Below are 17,565 nucleotides of genomic sequence, written 5' to 3'. Positions count from 1 at the left end.
GTCACCACACCTTGCGGCCGAGCAGCCGCTGTCCGATCAGAACGGCGACCTGCTGGTCGGCCGTGAAGGCGAGCGCGGCAGCCGACTCCACCGACTCGACCAGGTCCCGTGCGGTCTCGGCCCGCATCACGGTGACGCCCATCGCCTCGAGCGTCGGCTGCGTGGCGCGGCTCATCGGCACCTGCCACGGGTTGAACTCGGCCCACTCCCCGCGCATGGTCACGAGCATGAGCAGCGGGAACCGGCCCATCGCCGGCAGGGACAGCATGTTGATGCAGTTTCCGACGCCGCTGGACTGCATCAGCACCACCGAGCGTCCGCCTCCGAGCCACGCGCCGGCGGCGACGGCGATGCCCTCCTCCTCGGTGGTCAGGACCGTCGCGGTCACCTCGGGATCCGCGGACAGCAGGCGGATCAGCGCGGCATGGCCCGCATCCGGCACGTAGGACATGTGCCGCACGCCGGCCGCCTTCAGGACGCGGTGAAGCTCCTCCGGCCAGTCCTCATCCCGTCGCTCCGCAGTCTGTGCCGTCACGCCGCCCTCCCGGTCCGCCCGACAGCATCTTTGAACCGCGCAACGGGGGAAGTCGAGCCCAGGCCGCTTCGGTCCATCCGGTGCTCCTCCGCCATTTGCGAGCGCGCAGGAGGCCTGCCCAATCATCCGGCGCAACGCCCTGAGAACAGTAATAAATGGCGCCAAAAGCGGCAGTTTGCATCGCCAGAAGATGAATCGAATTTAGCAGATTGATTGCATTAACGATGCGCTGCAGCAGAGCTTGCTCTGCTACGCCTCTATTCATATTCAAAGGCTGCAATCCTCGGATGCAACAACAACCTAAAGTTGAGTGGTCAGAACCATGCAAGTTGGGGCTATCAGGCTCGCGACGACGCTCGCGCTCGCCGTCGTTCTCCTCGCCGTCGCTGCACAACCACTCAGCGCCGCATCCCAGGCCGCCATCGGCATCGCCGGCGTCGCAGCGATGATCGGGATCAGGCTGCTGCGACTGCAGGGTTACTGGCGCCATCTCTTCTACGTCATCGCGGGCATCCTGATCGTCCGCTACGTCTACTGGCGCACCACGAGCACGATCCCCTCGTCTGCCGAACTCGAGAACTTCATCCCGGGCGTCATCCTCTACGGCGCCGAGATGTTTTGCGTGATGTTCCTGTTCATCAACCTGTTCGTCATCGCCGGGCCGGTGACGCGCCGAAAGGCGCCGCTCCTGTCGCCCGAAGACGCCCCCACGGTGGACGTCTTCATCCCGACCTACAACGAGCCCAAGGACATTCTCATCGCCACGCTGGCATCGGCCAAGGCGATGATCTACCCGGCGGACAAGCTCACGGTCTACCTGCTCGACGACGGCGGCACGGACCAGAAGGTCAACGATCCCGATCCGGACGTGTCGGAGAAGGCCGCGGAACGGCGCCGCGACCTTCAGGACCTGTGCGCGGAGCTCGGCGCCGTCTACCTGACGCGGCCGTTCAACGAGCAGGCCAAGGCCGGCAACCTTACGCACGCGCTCGGCCACTCGAAGGGCGAGCTGATCGCCGTGTTCGACGCCGACCACGCGCCCGCCCGCAACTTCCTGCAGCTCACGGTAGGCCACTTCAGCACCGACGATCGCCTTTTCCTGGTGCAGACGCCTCACCAGTTCCTGAACCCCGACCCGATCGAGCGCAACCTGGGCACCTTCAAACGCATGCCGTCCGAGAACGAGATGTTCTACGGCATGATCCAGAAGGGCCTGGACAAGTGGAACGCGGCGTTCTTCTGCGGCTCGGCGGCCCTCCTGCGTCGCACCGCGCTGGAGGAGGCGGGCGGCTTCTCCGGAGCGTCCATTACCGAAGACTGCGAGACGGCACTGGAACTGCACTCCCGCGGCTGGCACAGCCTCTACGTGGACACGCCGCTGGTGGCGGGCCTGCAACCGGAAACCTTCGCCGCCTTCATCGGCCAGCGCTCGCGCTGGTGCCGCGGCATGCTCCAGATCCTGATCCTCAAGAACCCGCTGTTCCACGCGGGCCTCACAATGGCCCAGCGGATCTGCTACCTCTCGAGCTCGATGTTCTGGCTATTCCCACTGCCGCGCACGATCTTCCTGCTCGCGCCGCTGATGTACCTGTTCTTCGACCTGCAGATCTACAACTCGACACTCGAGGAATTCTGCGCCTACACGATCAGCTATCTCGCAGCATCGCTCATCATGCAGAATTACAACTACGGCCAGTTCCGCTGGCCGTGGGTGTCGGAACTTTACGAGTACGTTCAGACGATTTACCTCCTGCCCGCCATCGTCAGCGTGATCCGCAACCCGCGCCGGCCGGTCTTCAACGTCACCGCCAAGGGCGTGACGACGGAGGAAGACAGTCTGTCCGAACTGGCGTGGCCCTATTTCGCGGTCGTCGGCGTCCTGCTGCTGGCACTGGCGATCGGCGTGATGCGGTTCAACGCCGAGACCGAGGCACGTGGCATGCTGGTGATCGTCAGCATCTGGAACCTGCTGAACCTCGTGATCGCGGCCGTGGCCCTTGGCGTCGTCTGCGAACGGCGCGAGCGGCGCCGGGCGCAGCGCCTGCCGATCGAATGGCGCGGATCGCTGGTCAGCGGCACCACCACCGTCCCCGTCATCATCCGGGAGGCGTCGATGGGCGGTCTCAAGCTTCTGCCGGCCGCGAGCCAGACGGCTCTCCCGCTGCGCAAGGCCTGCGAACTGACCATCGAGACGCGCGGCGGCCGTCCGCCCGCGATCTTCCACGGCATCGTCGTCAATGCTCAGGGCGACAGCACGCAGCGCATCTACGGATGGAGCTTCACGGAGCTCAACACCGAGGGCACGCGGCTCATTGCGGAACTCATGTACGGCGATCTCGGCCTGCTGAGCCGGATCCGCCTGGGACGCCAGCGCGTGCGCAGCCTCCTGGTCGGAACGGCTGAAGTCTTCGCCTGGAGCATCACCTACCTGACGCGCGGTCTCTACTTCGCCGTGTTTCGCCGGCCGGCAACGGGCCCGGGACCGGGAGGGGCGTGAGCCCCCTCCCCTTGTCGCTCGATCAACGGATGACCCCATGACCAGCCGCCTCACGCCCGCTCTCGTCGCGCTTGCCCTGTCCGCGATCTTCCAGACCTCTGCCGGGCCTGCCCAGTCTCAGACGCCGACCACGGTGGTGGCGTCCGGCGCCCTTCGCCTCCTGCCTCTGCCGCTGCGTGCGTCCCGGCTCGGGGGCGAGCTCGATACGCGCATCATGCCGGTCTTCGTGTCGGCCCGCGATGCATCGCAGCCAGCCACGCTGCAGCTGAGCTTCATGAATGCCCTCACGGTCCTGCCGGAGCTGTCGCGGATCAGGATCAGCATCAACGATGTGCCTGTCGGCGAGCGCCTGCTGACGGCGACGGAGAGGCCGGAGACGCTGATCGTCGAGGTTCCGCGTGGACTTCTGGAACCTGGCTTCAACGCCGTGCGCATCAGCGTCGACCAGTCCCACCGCCTCGATTGCTCGCGCAGCGGCAGCTACGAACTGTGGACCCAGATCCTGCCCGAACAGTCGGGACTGCAATTCGCCTCAGGCCCGGGCGAGATCCGCGACATCCGCGAGCTGGCCGCCACGCCCGTGTCCCGGACGGGCCGTGTCAGCCTGCGTCTGCGCACCCGGCCCGATGCCGACGCCGCCACGATGACGCTCTTCGCGCGCATGGCCCAGGCCGCGGTTCTCGCCGGCCGCTTCGACAAGACCGACATCGAGATCAATCCCGACCCCGGCCTCGACCCCGGGATCGACCTCGTCGTGGTGCAGGGCCTCGAGGGCGCACGCCAGCCCTTTGCCGTCTCGCATGACCTGCGCACGGACCGCGTGACGCTCACCGTCTCCGGCGCCAACGAACGCGACCTGGAGGCCTCGCTCGCCAACCTGGAGCAGCGGATCGCAGCCCTGCGCCCCACCGGCAGCGCCGCTGGCTTGCGCGCGCTGGATGCGGCGAACGGCGTTCGGCTGGACGGTGGCGAGACGCTGCCACTCTCCGCCCTGGGCCTCTCAACCGTGCGCTTCTCCGGTCGCTACATGCGCCAGAGCGTCAAGGTGCAGATGCCCGCCGACTTCCTGCCCGGCGACTACGGTCGCATGATCATGAAGCTCGACGGCGCCTATGCCGCGAACCTCGCTTCGACCAGCGCCATCAGCGTGCGCGTCAACGGCACGGTGGTCGGCAGCCTTCCCCTGGCCCGGCACCGCGGGGACGTGTTTTCCAAGCGCGCCGCCTATCTGCCCCTCACCGCGTTCAAGCCGGGCGTCAACGCGATCGAGATCGAGGCCGAGACGACCGACGAGGGCGAGACGCGCTGTCTCGCCGCGCAGCAGAACACCAGCCGCGAGCGGCTGCTGCTGATGCAGACCGGCGAACTCGAGGTGCCACGCCTGGCCCGCATCGCGACGTTCCCATCCCTGTCCGGCGTCCTGGCCGGGGCGCTCCAGGCCGTCTCGCCGGAAGGACGGCTGACGGTGTTCATGCCCAGGCCGTCTGCGGAACTCGCGCGGTCCACCGTGGCGCTCGTCGCCAAGATGACGTCCGTCACCGGCCGCATCTCGCCGCTCACGCTGAAGTACCAGAAGCCCGACGGATCCGTGCCGCATCCTCTGACGATCGGCGGTTTCCGAGACGTGCCAGCAGCGACGTTGTCGGCGGCAGGCGTTGAGCCGGGCGACCTGAACCGGGTGTGGAGCCTGTCTTCGGATCTCGGCACACCCATGCGCTTCGCCAGCCTCGCGGCGCCCCGCGCCGCTGCCGTCACGGCGTCTGATGCGCCTTCGTTCGTCCTGCCCGTGGCCGGCTCGGGCGAACTGGTGGGCCCACGCGAGGGACCGCTCATGGCGCCGGGCGCTACCATCGCGCGGTTCTCGGCGACGTCCTCCGGGCTCATCGAACAGGCTCTCACCGCGACCGGACTGCGGGGCTACTCCAATGCGATGGACAAGCCGTCGCCATCCCGCCTGCTCACGCCGGCGAGTTCGCTGCTGATCAGCCAGGACGCCGACAGGACGGGACTCGACACGAGCTGGAAGCTGCTGCCGCAGATCGCGTCCTCGACCGTGATCACCGGACCGACGAACGCGCTCATCGAGGCCAGCCTGCGCGAGATGCTGGCGGCGGACCTTTGGCAGGACCTGGTCGGACAGGCCGGCGTGTTCAACAGGCCGACGGCGTCCTTGCGCTCGCTCGCCGCCGAACCGCGCGACTACGTCGTGACCGAGGAGCTGATGCCAGGCAATGCCCGGCTGATCGTGGCGGGCTGGATGTCGCGCAACGTCCCCGTCTACATCGGCCTTCTCGCAATCCTCGCGGTGCTTCTGGCGGCAGCGTTGCAGGCCTGCGTGCGCCATGCGGGCGTCAAGGCATGACGAGGCTGAAGATCGCGGCGGCGGTCTTGGCCGGCGCGGCGCTCGCCTTCACGGCCGGCAACCTGGCCGGCCGAAAGGACGGACAGGTCGCGGCCTCCGCGCCCGCACCCGTTCAGGCGGCCGCTGCGCAGGAGGCCCCCGCACCGTCGGTGCCCGATGCCTGGCTCACGAGCGCGTGGCCGGCCTACAAGACAGCCTTCGTCCGCAACGGGCGGGTCCTAGACGACGTCAACCGGGTCTCGCACAGCGAGGGGCAAGGCTATGGCATGCTCATCGCGACACTCGCGGACGACCGTGAGGCTTTCGATGAAATCTGGGCCTGGACGCGGCGTGAACTGTTCATCCGCAACGACGGGCTCGCGGCCTGGCGCTGGGAGGAGCGGGCCAGTCCCCACGTCACGGACGCCAACAACGCGACCGATGGAGACATCCTGATCGCCTGGGCGCTGGCGGAGGCCGCTGAGCGGTGGAAGTCGGCCGACTATGCGCAGGACGCCAGACAGATCGTCTCCGCCGTCGCCCGCAAGACCCTGGCGCGCTGGCAGCGCGGCACCGTCATCCTGCCGGCCGCCACGGGCTTCGGCGCCGGCGACCAGAGCGACGGTCCCGTGGTCAACCTGTCGTATTGGGTGTTCCCCGCGTTCGACCGGCTTGCCCGGACTGCTCCGGACGTCCCGTGGGCCGAGTTGCGGGCCAGCGGCCTGCTGCTCGCGCAGGCGGCCCGGTTCAGCCTGGTCAGGCTGCCGCCCGACTGGCTGTCGCTGGCCGGGACCGAGCCAAAGCCGGCACAGGGCTTTCCGGCGCGCTTCGGCTACAACGCCATCCGCATTCCGCTCTATCTGGCCTGGGCTTCACGCGGCGACGCCGAGCCCCTGCGCCCGTTCGCCGGGCTGTGGAACGAAGCACGCTCGCTCGGGCCGTTCGAGATCGACCTGACCACCGGCGAGGCGGTGAGCACGATGGAAGGGGCCGGCTATCGCGCGGTCGCCGCCCTCGTGTCCTGCGCGCTCGACGGACAGCCGATGCCGGCCTCGCTGCGCACCGTTCCCATCCAGACCTACTACTCGACCACGCTCCACATCCTGGCTCTCGCCGCCACTCAGCAGGGATACGCCCAATGCCTATCAAGACCCTCCTGATTGCACTCCTGTCCGCCACCGCCCTGACCCTGCCGGCCTCGGCGCAGGACGCATGGACGGGTCTTTCGGCAGGACGTCCCGTTGGGACGACGAGCGTGTCGGTACCCGGTCAGGCTGGCCTGGCCGGCCGAGTGGACGAGGCGACCCTGCGCGCGCTCGCCGCGCGCAACGACATCGCCGGGGTCGCGGCCGAGATCCGCAAGCTGCGCAACGAGAACCCGAACTGGACACCGCCGCAGGATCTTTTCGAATCCACGCCGGACCCTGCCGAAGAACAGCGGCTCTGGGCGCTGTTCGGCCAGGGCAAGCTCGACGAGATCCCGTCCGTGATCGCTCTGATCCAGGCGGCACGTCCGCAGTGGCGCCCCTCCGCCGACTTCAGCGCGAAGTTCGCCGCCTCGAAGAGCCGGCGCGAGATCGTCGCCGCGTCGGAGGCCGGCAACGCCGTCCAGGTGGTCGCGCTCGCATCGGCCCAACCGGGAATTCTCGTTTGCGGCGAGATGGACGTGCTGTGGCGCGTCGGGGAGGCCCTGGTGAAGACCCGGGCCTCGGACAAGGCCTTCGAGCTCTACAGCTATATCCTGTCGCGCTGCACCGACACGAAGGAGCGGACGGCCACGGTCGAGAAGGCGGCCACCCTGCTCGCGCCCGACCAGGCGGAGAAACTTTTGACCATCGGCCTGCAGGCCAAGGATGCGTCGTCCTTCGAAGCCGTGCGCCGCAACGTCCTGCGTTCGCGCATCGCAAGAGCGATCGACGGCGGTCCGGCCGTGGCAGCCGCCGACCTGGCCGCCTTCGAGGCGTCGGCCCTGCAGGCCCGCCAGGCAGAGGACGTGATGCTGGCCGGTTGGCTGCACTATTCGCGCAAGGAGATGCCGGCGGCGGTGACCAATTTCGAAGCCGCCATGGGCATGGTCACGTCGCCCAAGGCGATCGAAGGATTCATCCTCAGTCACCGGGCGATGGGCAACATAGACGTCGCGGAGCGGCTGGCCTACGACCGCCGCGCGGTCGACCCCGCCATCGCGCGCCTCTACATCGAGATCATGGCGACGGACCTCACCCGTTCGCCGCGGGTCGACATCGATCCGAACCGCATCGCCCGCCTGGAACCGGTGGTCATGGACGGCCGCTCGGCGGTCGGCGCACAGGCCCTGGGCTGGTACCTCTACAATGGCTCACGCTTCGCCGACGCGATGCGTTGGTTCAAGCAGTCGCTCGACTGGGAGCCGATGGAGGCGAATGCCCTCGGCTACGCCCTCACGGCGAACCGCCTGAAGGACGCCGCGACGTTCCGCGCGGCACTCGCCTCCTACGGTCCGCAGTTCCCGGCCGTCGCGGCGCTGAAGCGCATCGAAACCGTCTCGAGGCCGCGCGGCAGCGCCCCCGCCGCACCCGCCGACAACGCATCGAACGCCCTCAGCAGGCAGGCGCTGGAACACTTCAAAGCCGGCCAGTACGAGGCCGCCCTGGCCGCGCTCGACAAGCGCCGCCAAGCCCGCCCCGAGGATCGCGGCCTGTCGATCGTCCGCGCCTGGGCCCTCTACCAGTCCGGCCAGTACGTGAAGGCGAAGGCTCTGTTCGAGGATCTCGACAGCAAGCAGTCCACCCGCGACACCCAGTACGGCAAGTTCTACGCGAGCCGCCAGCTGCTGCCGCCCCAATTCGGCTCGAACTGACAGCCGCCGCCGCGGGTCACGCGTGAGGTCGGGGCAGGTTGCGAGGACTTCGACCGCTCTCCACTGCCGGGCCGAAGGCGCGTCGTGTCCCAACCATGACGATAGTGGCCGGCCCGGCCGCCTACCAACCGGCGAGGCGGCACACTGTCGGCAACGCCAATACAGCGTTGATCGCCAAGAGCCCGCGTTGCCCCCCGTCACCAGCCGCGGTCCCACTCCGGGCCGTCGCGCCAGGCCGAGGCCAGGAAATCGACCAGGGCGCGGACCTTGACGGCCAGATGCCGGGCCGGCGGATAGAGCGCGAAGACGCTCAGCGGGGGTTCCTCCACTTGGGCCAGCAGACGGACCACGCGACCGGCCCGCAGGCTGGGACCGGCGATGAAGCTCGGCACGCGCGCGATCCCCAGGCCGGCCTCGGCGGCCGCCAGGCAGGCCTCTCCGTTCGAGAAGGACATGCGCCCGGCCACGGCGACCACGTCCGGGGTGTCCCGCGCGGCCGTCGAAGGAAACGACCACGTGTGCGGATCCCGGAAATTGGTGTCGACGATGCAGTCGTGCGCGGACAGCTCGCTTGGAGTCCTCGGCTCCCCGTGCTCGGCGAGGTAGGCCGGAGCAGCCACCGCGACGATTCGGGCCTCGCACAGCCGGCGCGCGATCAGGCTGCTGTCGGCCGGCTGGCCGATGCGCACCGCCGCATCGAAGCCCTCGTCGACGAGGTTCACCAGGCGGTCGGTGTAGCTCACGTCGAGCTGGATCTGCGGAAAGGCGCGGGCGAAATCCAGGAGGATCGGGTTCAGGCACAAGGTGCCGAAGGAGGCCGGCGCCGTCAGCCGCAGCCGTCCCGAGGGTGCCCCCGAGGCATTCCGGACGGAGGCCTCCAGGGCGTCGAACTCCTCGAGCAGGGCCTTCACGCGCAGATAGTAGGCCTCGCCGACCTCGGTCGGCGACAGGGCCCGGGTGCTGCGCTTGATCAGTTGCACGCCGAGGTCGGCTTCCAGCCGGGCCACGAGCTTCGAGGCCTGGCCGCTGCTCGTGCCGAGCCGGCGAGCCGCGGCGGCAAAGCTGCCGGTGTCCAGCACGGCGACGAACATGCGGTCGCAATCGAGGCGGTCCATGCGCGGGTCCCAAACCAACGAGAGCCGAAGGTGGCCGCTGCGAAGGCGAAAGGGAAGGTGCTTCAGCGCTCGGGCCGGTCCCACGCGAGCTCGGGGCCGAGGGGGACGATGCCGGTCGGGTTCAGCGTCTTGATCGAGTAGTAGCCGCGCTTGATGTGGTCGATGCTGACCGTGCCGCGCACCCGCGGGATCTCCAGGATACGGCTCAGATAGGCCGTCAGCGCGGGATAGTCGGCGATGCGCTTCCGGTTGCACTTGAACAGGCCGAAATAGGCGGCGTCGAAGCGCACCAGCGTGACGAAGAGGCGGATGTCCGTTTCCGTGAAGCGGTCGGCGAAGAGGAAGGGCCCTCCGGCCGCAAGCCGCGCCTCGAGCCCGTCGAGCGTCGCGAAGACCTGGGCGTAGGCTTCCTCGTAGGCCACCTGCGTGGTCGCGAAGCCCGCGCGGTAGACGCCGTTGTTCAAGCCCCCGTAGAGGTGGTCGTTCAGCGCGTCGATGGCCTGGCGGAGGTCGTCGGGACACAGTTCGACGTCGGTCGCCGCGAGGCTCGCGAAGCCGCTGTCGAACATCCGCACGATGTCGGCCGACTCGTTGCTGACGATCGTGCGACGCGTCTTGTCCCACAGCACGGGAACGGTCGCGCGCCCGGTGAACTGGGGGTCGGCCCGCGTGTAGATCTCGTGCATGAAGGTCACGCCGTTCACGAGATCCCCGTCCGCGGCAGGGAAGCGCCAGCCCTGCTCGGAGAGCTCCGGCTCGACGACCGACACCGACACGGCCTGCTCGAGCCCCTTCAGCGCCCGGGCGATGAGCGTACGCGACGCCCACGGGCAGATCAGCGCGACGTAGAGGTGGTAGCGGCCCGCCTCGGCCGCGAAGCCGCCCTCGCCCGTCAGGCCGGGCGAGCCGTCCGGCGTGATCCAGTTGCGGAAGCTCGACACCTGCCGCACGAAGCCGCCCTTGGCGTCGGTGGCCTGCACGGGCTGCCAGTCGGCCGTCCAGCGTCCGTTCACGAGCATGGTCTTGGCTCCTTCGCCCGGCTGCGCTCAATGCGCCACGAGGGCGACGGACGTGCCCCAGGGGTCGCGCAGCACGAGCCGTTCGCCGTCACCGGCGGCATCGGTCGCCCGCTGGCGCACGGCCTCGATCCGCGATCGGTCGGCCCGGATCTCGACCTCCGCGAGCCCGGTGGAGGGCAGCTCGCGCGGGCCCGCCCCGCGGCTGTTCCAGACGTTCGTCGCCAGATGGTGATGGTAGCCGTCGGAGGCGTAGAAGCTTCCGCCCGGATACCGGCAGGTCAGGTCGAAGCCGAGCACGCCGGCATAGAAGGCCTCGGCCGGGGGAATGGCGCCCACCTGCAGGTGCACGTGGCCGACGGTCGAGCCCTCGGGAAAGCCAGCCCAGGCCCTGGCACCCGCCTGTGCGACGAGATCGTCGATGTCGAGCTGTTCGGTGGTCATCTCCACCTCGTGCCCGTTGCGCCGCCACGTGGCGGCGGGGCGATCGACATAGATTTCCACGCCGTTGCCTTCCGGATCAGACAGGTAGATCGCTTCGCTGACGGCGTGGTCGGACGCACCGACGACAGGCGCTCGCGTGGCGGCGGCGTGCTTCACCCAGCGACCGAGATCGGCTCGGCTCGGCAGGAGGAAGGCTGTGTGGAACAACCCCGCTTCCCGTGGCGACCGGACCCGGGCCGACGCATCGCGCCGCAATTCGAGGAGCACCGCGTCGCCCACGCCCAGCTCGACGCGGTCCCCGTCGCGGCGCAGCACGTGCAGGCCCACGGCGCGCTCGTAGAAGGCCTGCACCGCGTCGAGGTTCTTCACCGTCAGGACCACGCGCCCGAGGGCAAGGTGGCGCGGGCCGTGGGATGTGCCGGTATCGGCCATGGGAGATCTCCGAAGCAGCGTGTCCGCTTCTCTGTCTCACAATCCGGTGGAGACGATTAGAGCCTCGCCCGCGGATGCACCGATTCCATTCTGGAAGGGATCGTCAGCGGTCGAAGGCCGGATCGACCGGGATCCGGTAGCCCGCCGCGAGCCGGTTGGTCTCGTTCGCCATGCCCACGACGGCCATGAGCTCCCCGAACTGGGCCGGCGTCATGCCCGCCTTGGCCGCCGCGGCGCTGTGGCTGGCGATGCAGTAGTCGCAATTGTTGGTGACGCTGACCGCCAGGTAGACGAGTTCCTTCACGAGAGGGTCGAGGGCGCCGGGCGCCATCACCTCGCGCAGGCTGTCCCAGGTGCGCCGCAGGGTCCTTTCGTCGTTGGCGATGTACTTCCAGAAATTGTTGACGTCGGGGACGTTCCTCGCCTGCTTGATCTCGTCGTAGACCGCCTTCACGGCGTCGGACGCGTCGGCATGGTCGATGGGAGCGGGCTTGGGCATCGCGGCTCTCGCTGACTGTCGGGGACATAGGACCGCCGGCGCACCGGCGGGACGCGAACGATAGCCGCTGCGGCCCGCCCGGGTACAGCACTCCTGCCGTGGCGAAGGTCCTTGCTCCCCGCCCGCATCCCGAGGAAGCTTCGCCGGGGATCGGTCGAAAGGCGCCGCAGCATGGCTTCTGGACATCACGAAGGGCCGCTCGGCTCCGTCTACGACGCGAAGGCGCCCGCCGAGGTGGCGGCGCTCTACGACGGCTGGGCCGAGACCTACGACGCCGACATGGCGCGCGCCGGCTATCGCCATCCCTCGGTCGGCCTCGCCCTCCTCGCGCGGCACGCACCGCGCGGCACGGGCCCCGTTCTCGATGCCGGGTGCGGCACGGGTCTGCTCGGCGATTGGCTCGGCATTCTCGGCTTCTCCCCGGTCGAGGGCCTCGACCTGTCGGACGGCATGCTCGCCGTCGCCCGCCGCAAGGGGGCCTATGCGGCCCTGCACCGGCTCGCCCTGGGAGGCGCCCTGCCGTTCCCCGACGGCCACTTCGCGGCCGTGATCTCCACCGGCGTCTTCACCACTGGCCACGTGGGTCCCGAGGGCCTGCCCGAACTCGTGCGGATCGTTCGCGCAGGCGGCCCGATCGTGCTGACCATCAAGACCACCCTGTGGGACGGCGGCTTTGCGCAAGCCGTCGCCGATGCCGCCGGGGTCGCCGTCGCGGAGCGGACGGAGCCCTACGTGTCCATGCCCGGGGAGGCCGGGACGATCCCCTCGCTCGCCGTGGTCCTGCGCCGCCGTTGACACCTCCCGTCGAAGGAAGGGGATGACGGCCGGCGCGATCGGGCGCTATCGGTGATGCGAGCAGCCCGGCAGGCCCCCGTGTCGGCGCGGCCGGACCAAGGGGTCGAAGCACCCCGCAGGGCGAAACACCGCCTCGGGAGGTGCGCATGGCGAGGATGCAGACCGCTCATCATGCCGACCGGATCCATTCGGCGATCCGCTCCGGCGAGGCGGCGAGTTCCGCCCTGGTCGCGTCCTGGCAGCGCTCCTCCCGCCTGCACCGCCTCGATCCCACCGAGCGCCGGTCGCCGCAGCGCCTCGAACAGGCGCGGCTGGAGGCAGCCCGGGACCAGAGCGCGCCGTTGCTGCGGGCCGCGCGCCCGAGCCTCGACCGGCTCTACCAGGCCGTCGGCGGCATGGGGTGCTGCGTCCTCTTCGCCGACCGGGACGGCGTGCCGCTGGAGCGACGCGGGGCCGCGGCGGACGACGAGACCTTCGAGGACTGGGGGCTTTGGCCGGGCACGCTGTGGAGCGAGGACAGCGAGGGCACCAACGGCATCGGCACCTGCCTGGTGGAGCAGCGGGCGCTGACCATCCACAGGCACCAGCACTTCTTCACCCGCAACACCCTCCTGTCCTGCACCACGGCGCCGGTGTGGGACCACGAGGGCCGCCTCGCCGGAGCGCTCGACGTGTCTTCGTGCCGGGCCGACCAGACCGAGGATGTCACCAACCTGGTGGCGCTGGCCGTGGCAGAGGCGGCGCGGCGCATCGAGGCGGAGACTTTCCGCCTGGCCTTCGCCGGCTCGCGCATCGTCCTCGCCTGCGGCGCCGAATGGTCGCCCAACGGCCTTCTGGCCGCGGACAAGGACGACATCGTCGTCGGCGCGACCCGCGCGGCGCGCCAGGCCTTCAAGGGACGGGGAAACCTCGTGGGGACGCCGCTGGCCCTGGCCGACGGCCGCGACGACGAGAACCGCTACAGCGACGAGGTCCGCCACGCCGAGAAGGTGATCCTGGAGCGGGCCCTGTCCCGGGCCAGGGGCAACGTCTCGGCGGCGGCCCGGCAGCTCGGCGTTTCGCGCGCCACCCTCCACCGCAAGATGAGCAAGCTCGCGCTGGATCGACGCGGCTGAGTTATTGCACTGCACAGTGTCTCAACCGTGCGACAGGTCCCCTCGCCGGCCGCCCGCGGCCGGGCTGACACGATGCCCTCCCGATCCGACTGTCGCTGCCGACGCACGACGCGTCGACCGAGGGAGGATCGCATGAACAAGCCCGAACTGCTCCGCTCCACCAAGGCGCCTTTCGCCCCGCGCTACGGCAACTACATCGGCGGCAAGTGGGTCGCACCGAAAGCCGGCCGCTACTTCGACAACACCTCGCCCGTGAACGGCCAGGTCCTGTGCGAGATCGCGCGCTCCGACGCCGACGACGTCGAGGCCGCCCTCGACGCGGCTCACGCCGCGAAGGACGCGTGGGGTCGCACCAGCGCCGCCGAGCGCGCCCTCATCCTCAACCGCATCGCCGATGCGATAGAGGACAACCTCGACCGCCTGGCGCTGGCCGAAACCTGGGACAACGGCAAACCGATCCGCGAGACGACGGCCGCCGACATTCCGCTCGCCATCGACCACTTCCGCTACTTCGCCGGCGCGGTGAGGTCGCAAGAGGGCGCCATCTCCGAAATCGACCACGACACCATCGCCTACCATTTCCACGAGCCCCTGGGCGTCGTCGGCCAGATCATCCCGTGGAACTTCCCGATCCTGATGGCCGTGTGGAAGCTCGCGCCTGCGCTGGCGGCCGGCAATTGCGTGGTGCTGAAGCCCGCCGAACAGACCCCGGCTTCGATCCACGTGCTGCTCGAGGTGATCGGCGACCTGCTGCCGCCGGGCGTGCTCAACGTCGTGAACGGCTTCGGCCTGGAAGCCGGCAAGCCGCTCGCCTCCAGCGGCCGCATCGCCAAGATCGCCTTCACCGGCGAGACCGGCACGGGCCGGCTGATCATGCAGTACGCCAGCCAGAACCTCATCCCGGTGACGCTGGAACTGGGCGGCAAGTCGCCCAACATCTTCTTCAGGGACGTCACGGCCGAGGACGACGACTTCCTCGACAAGGCCATCGAGGGCTTCGTGATGTTCGCGCTCAACCAGGGCGAGGTCTGCACCTGTCCCAGCCGCGCGCTGGTGCACGAGGCCATCTACGACCGGTTCATGGAGAAGGCGCTGAAGCGCGTCGCCGCCATCGTGCAGGGCGACCCGCTCGACCCCGCCACGATGATCGGCGCGCAGGCCTCCGGCGAGCAGCTCGACAAGATCCTCTCCTACATCGACATCGGCCGCGCGGAAGGCGCCGAGGTGCTGATCGGTGGCGGCCGCGCCGAACTGCCGGGTGACCTCGCCGGCGGCTTCTACGTCCAGCCCACCGTCTTCAAGGGTCATAACCGGATGCGGATCTTCCAGGAGGAGATCTTCGGACCGGTCGTCTCGGTCACCACCTTCAGGGACGACGAGGAGGCCCTGTCGATCGCCAACGACACGCTCTACGGGCTGGGCGCCGGCATCTGGACCCGCGACGGCAACCGCGCCTACCGCTTCGGACGCTCCATCCAGGCCGGTCGCGTCTGGACGAACTGCTACCACGCCTACCCGGCCCACGCGGCCTTCGGCGGCTACAAGCAATCCGGCATCGGGCGCGAGACGCACAAGATGATGCTCGACCACTATCAGCAGACCAAGAACATGCTGGTCAGCTACTCCCCGAAGAAGCTCGGCTTCTTCTAAGAGCCGTGCGGGGGTCCGGGCGACGCCCGGGCCCCGGTCCGCCAGCTCACTCATCGTACGACCACGTCTCGACGGTCAGGCTGGGACGGGAGCGCTTGCATCACGCGCCGGATTGACGGCAGTGGTCCGAGCGTCCAATCACCGCGGCATGGACACCACCGATCACCACGTCGAGACACCGGGCGGACGACTGTTCACGCGGTCCTGGGGCGCCGCCGCGCCCGCGCCGGCCATTCTCCTCTTCCACGACTCCCTCGGCTGCGTGGACCTGTGGCGCGATTTCCCCGCAAGGCTCGCGGCCGCCACCACCCTGCGGGTGGTGGCCTATGACCGGCTCGGCTTTGGGCGGTCCGACGCGCATCCGGGACCGATCGGGCCGGACTTCATCCGCGAGGAGGCTCGCACCGCGGTGCCGGCCTTGAGCGAGGCCCTGGGGCTCGGCCCGCTCGTCCTGCTCGGACACAGCGTCGGCGGGGCGATGGCGGTGGCGACGGCGGCAAGCCACGGCGGGCTCTGCCAGGGCGTGATCACCATCGCGTCCCAGGCCTTCGTCGAGGATCGCACGCTGCAGGGGATCTTGGAGGCCAAGGCGGCCTTCGCGGAGCCGGGCCAGATGGAGCGGCTCGCCCGCTACCACGGCGACAAGGCGCGCTTCGTGCTCGAGGCCTGGACGCAGACGTGGCTCTCGCCCGACTTCGCCGACTGGTCGCAGGACGAAGACCTGGGGCGTCTGTCGTGCCCGCTGCTGGCGCTGCACGGCGACCGCGACGAGTATGGATCCCTGGCCCATCCGCAGCGGATCGTCGCCCGGGCGGGTGGTCCGGCCCGGGCCGTGACCCTGGCGGATTGCGGCCATGTCCCCCACCGCGAGAAGCCGGAGCTCGTCATTGCCGAGCTGATTGGCTTTCTGCGTGGCCTAGCTTAAGTTTGATCAACTTCTACGTTCAATTTCACGCATTGGTTGGCGTGAAATGGCAATCGTCCCGAGGGGGCCGGCGCTAGCGTGGCGCGAGTCTCACTGCCACGCTTCAGAGGCCCGCTCTTGTCCTCCCCTGCCACCTCGCTTCTCTCCGGGGCCGCCCTCGTCGCGGCCTTCATCGCCCTGGCGCCCGAGGTGGTTCCCTCCGCCTCCGCCGCCACCGTGGTCCATCGCAACAGGTATGGCGGCGCGACAGCGGTGCACACGCGCCCCGCGCCGCGGCGCGCGGTCGTCGTGGCGCCCGTGCGGCCCGTGCCCGTGGCGCGTCCCTGGTACTGGGGCCGCGTGGTCGCCGGCGTGACGATCGGCACGATCATCGTCGCCAGCGCGGTGGCCGTGGCGCCGAAACCGCCGTCTCCCGAGCTCTGCTGGTTCTGGTCCGACAACACCAAGACCAAGGGCTACTGGAACTATTGCGTGCCCCCGACCCAGTAATCGCATCCGTCGAGCCAGAACCGCCATGCCAAGCCTGATCTCCCGCCTGCTGCTTCCCCTGTCCGCGGCCGCCCTGTCGGCCATCGCCGCGGTCGCGCCGGCCCGCGCCGCCGACCTGCCGAGCCGCGCCCCGGCCATGGCGCCCGCGCCTGTCGTGATGGGGCCGCAGTGGACCTTCACGATGGCGGCCTATCTCTGGGCGACCGGCCTGGAGGGACGGCTGCGCACCCTGCCGCCGCTGCCGGCCGCCAACGTCTCGATCGGCTTCGACCAGGTGGTGAAGAACCTCGACGGCGGCATCATGGCGGCGGGCGAGGCGCAGTACGGCCGCGCCCTGCTGTTCTTCGACCTGATCGCCAGCAAGATCTCGCCCGACAAGACGTTCTTCCCGGCCGGTTTCCCGGCGCGCATCACGGTGGAAAGCGGTTCGACCATCGCGCTGGGCGCGGCGGGCTACCGCATCGTCGACGACCCAGCCTATTCGGTCGACGGGTTCGTCGGCGTGCGCGGCTTCTCGGTGAACACCAAGCTTCGCGTCCAGACGCTGCCTGCCACGCTGGTCCTCAGCGAGAGCGAACAGTGGGCGGACGCCGTGGTCGGCGCCCGCGTCAAGGTGAACTTCAACGAGTCCTTCTACGCCACGCTCATGGGCTTCGCCGGCGGCGGCGGCTCCCGCTACGAGTGGGACGTCTTCGGCGGGCTCGGCTACAACTTCACGAAGAGCGTCTCCGGCTTCGCCGGCTATCGCGCCATGAAGGTCGACTACCGCAACGGCACCTTCGTCTTCGACGCGCTCCAGCACGGGCCGATGTTCGGCATCGTCTCGCGGTTCTGACCCCACCACCGTTCAGTCATTCGCCCAGCATCCCTCGG

At 69.2% G+C, this 17,565-nt stretch carries 15 protein-coding genes; 10 read left to right on the top strand and 5 right to left on the bottom strand.

The window, feature by feature from the left end; genetic code table 11:
• Position 1: 1 nt before the first annotated feature.
• A complete protein-coding gene (locus Q0Q47_RS03260) occupies positions 2–535 on the bottom strand; it encodes a thiamine pyrophosphate-binding protein (RefSeq protein WP_293854330.1) in 534 nt (177 codons plus the stop codon).
• A 322-nt stretch (positions 536–857) separates the two neighbouring features.
• Here Q0Q47_RS03260 and bcsA point away from each other — a divergent pair, with 322 nt between their 5' ends.
• From bcsA to Q0Q47_RS03240, 4 genes are read left to right on the top strand one after another with little or no spacing between them, the layout of a single operon-like run.
• A complete protein-coding gene (bcsA, locus tag Q0Q47_RS03255) occupies positions 858–3,032 on the top strand; it encodes a UDP-forming cellulose synthase catalytic subunit (RefSeq protein ID WP_293854326.1) in 2,175 nt (724 codons plus the stop codon).
• 37 nt (positions 3,033–3,069) lie between these two features.
• The gene (locus Q0Q47_RS03250) at positions 3,070–5,394 is read left to right on the top strand and encodes a cellulose biosynthesis cyclic di-GMP-binding regulatory protein BcsB (RefSeq protein WP_293854323.1); all 2,325 of its coding nucleotides are present in this window, start codon (positions 3,070–3,072) and stop codon (positions 5,392–5,394) included.
• Positions 5,391–6,533 (top strand): glycosyl hydrolase family 8, encoded by a 1,143-nt coding sequence (locus Q0Q47_RS03245; RefSeq protein WP_293854321.1) that lies wholly within the window; start codon positions 5,391–5,393, stop codon positions 6,531–6,533. Before Q0Q47_RS03250 ends, Q0Q47_RS03245 begins: the two co-directional genes overlap by 4 nt.
• Positions 6,512–8,212, top strand: coding sequence for a tetratricopeptide repeat protein (locus Q0Q47_RS03240; RefSeq protein ID WP_293854318.1), 1,701 nt, complete (start codon positions 6,512–6,514; stop codon positions 8,210–8,212). Before Q0Q47_RS03245 ends, Q0Q47_RS03240 begins: the two co-directional genes overlap by 22 nt.
• Positions 8,213–8,409: 197 nt before the next feature.
• Here the strand turns inward: Q0Q47_RS03240 and Q0Q47_RS03235 are convergent, their stop codons facing one another.
• From Q0Q47_RS03235 to Q0Q47_RS03220, 4 genes are all read right to left on the bottom strand, one after another.
• Positions 8,410–9,327 carry a LysR family transcriptional regulator gene (locus tag Q0Q47_RS03235; RefSeq protein ID WP_293854315.1) on the bottom strand — a complete coding sequence of 306 codons (918 nt, stop codon included), beginning with the start codon at positions 9,325–9,327 and terminating at the stop codon, positions 8,410–8,412.
• A 62-nt stretch (positions 9,328–9,389) separates the two neighbouring features.
• Positions 9,390–10,346, bottom strand: a complete 957-nt coding sequence (locus tag Q0Q47_RS03230) for a glutathione S-transferase family protein (protein WP_293854313.1) — start codon at positions 10,344–10,346, stop codon at positions 9,390–9,392.
• 27 nt (positions 10,347–10,373) lie between these two features.
• Positions 10,374–11,219: a VOC family protein gene (locus Q0Q47_RS03225; RefSeq protein ID WP_293854310.1), complete on the bottom strand. Its 846-nt coding sequence runs from the start codon at positions 11,217–11,219 to the stop codon at positions 10,374–10,376.
• A gap of 103 nt (positions 11,220–11,322) precedes the next feature.
• A complete protein-coding gene (locus tag Q0Q47_RS03220) occupies positions 11,323–11,718 on the bottom strand; it encodes a carboxymuconolactone decarboxylase family protein (RefSeq protein ID WP_293854306.1) in 396 nt (131 codons plus the stop codon).
• A gap of 171 nt (positions 11,719–11,889) precedes the next feature.
• On the opposite strand from Q0Q47_RS03220, the gene Q0Q47_RS03215 reads away from it, so the two are divergent.
• From Q0Q47_RS03215 to Q0Q47_RS03190, 6 genes are all read left to right on the top strand, one after another.
• On the top strand, positions 11,890–12,513 hold the full coding sequence (locus Q0Q47_RS03215) for a class I SAM-dependent methyltransferase (protein ID WP_293854303.1): 624 nt from the start codon (positions 11,890–11,892) through the stop codon (positions 12,511–12,513).
• Positions 12,514–12,659: 146 nt separating this feature from the next.
• Complete coding sequence (locus tag Q0Q47_RS03210; RefSeq protein ID WP_293854301.1) at positions 12,660–13,628, top strand: helix-turn-helix domain-containing protein; 969 nt, start codon at positions 12,660–12,662, stop codon at positions 13,626–13,628.
• Between the two features lie 132 nt (positions 13,629–13,760).
• Complete coding sequence (adh, locus tag Q0Q47_RS03205; RefSeq protein ID WP_293854298.1) at positions 13,761–15,278, top strand: aldehyde dehydrogenase; 1,518 nt, start codon at positions 13,761–13,763, stop codon at positions 15,276–15,278.
• Between the two features lie 148 nt (positions 15,279–15,426).
• Positions 15,427–16,203, top strand: a complete 777-nt coding sequence (locus Q0Q47_RS03200; protein WP_293854295.1) for an alpha/beta hydrolase — start codon at positions 15,427–15,429, stop codon at positions 16,201–16,203.
• A gap of 117 nt (positions 16,204–16,320) precedes the next feature.
• Positions 16,321–16,692 carry a hypothetical protein gene (locus tag Q0Q47_RS03195; protein WP_293854293.1) on the top strand — a complete coding sequence of 124 codons (372 nt, stop codon included), beginning with the start codon at positions 16,321–16,323 and terminating at the stop codon, positions 16,690–16,692.
• A gap of 25 nt (positions 16,693–16,717) precedes the next feature.
• The gene (locus Q0Q47_RS03190) at positions 16,718–17,527 is read left to right on the top strand and encodes a hypothetical protein (protein WP_293854289.1); all 810 of its coding nucleotides are present in this window, start codon (positions 16,718–16,720) and stop codon (positions 17,525–17,527) included.
• The last annotated feature ends 38 nt before the right edge of the window (positions 17,528–17,565 follow it).

It is taken from the genome of uncultured Alsobacter sp., assembly GCF_945952055.1.
Classification (GTDB): Bacteria; Pseudomonadota; Alphaproteobacteria; order Rhizobiales; family Beijerinckiaceae; genus Alsobacter.
The sequence above is the reverse complement of the archived record's forward strand: the minus strand, read 5'-3'. Positions and strand labels throughout refer to the sequence as shown.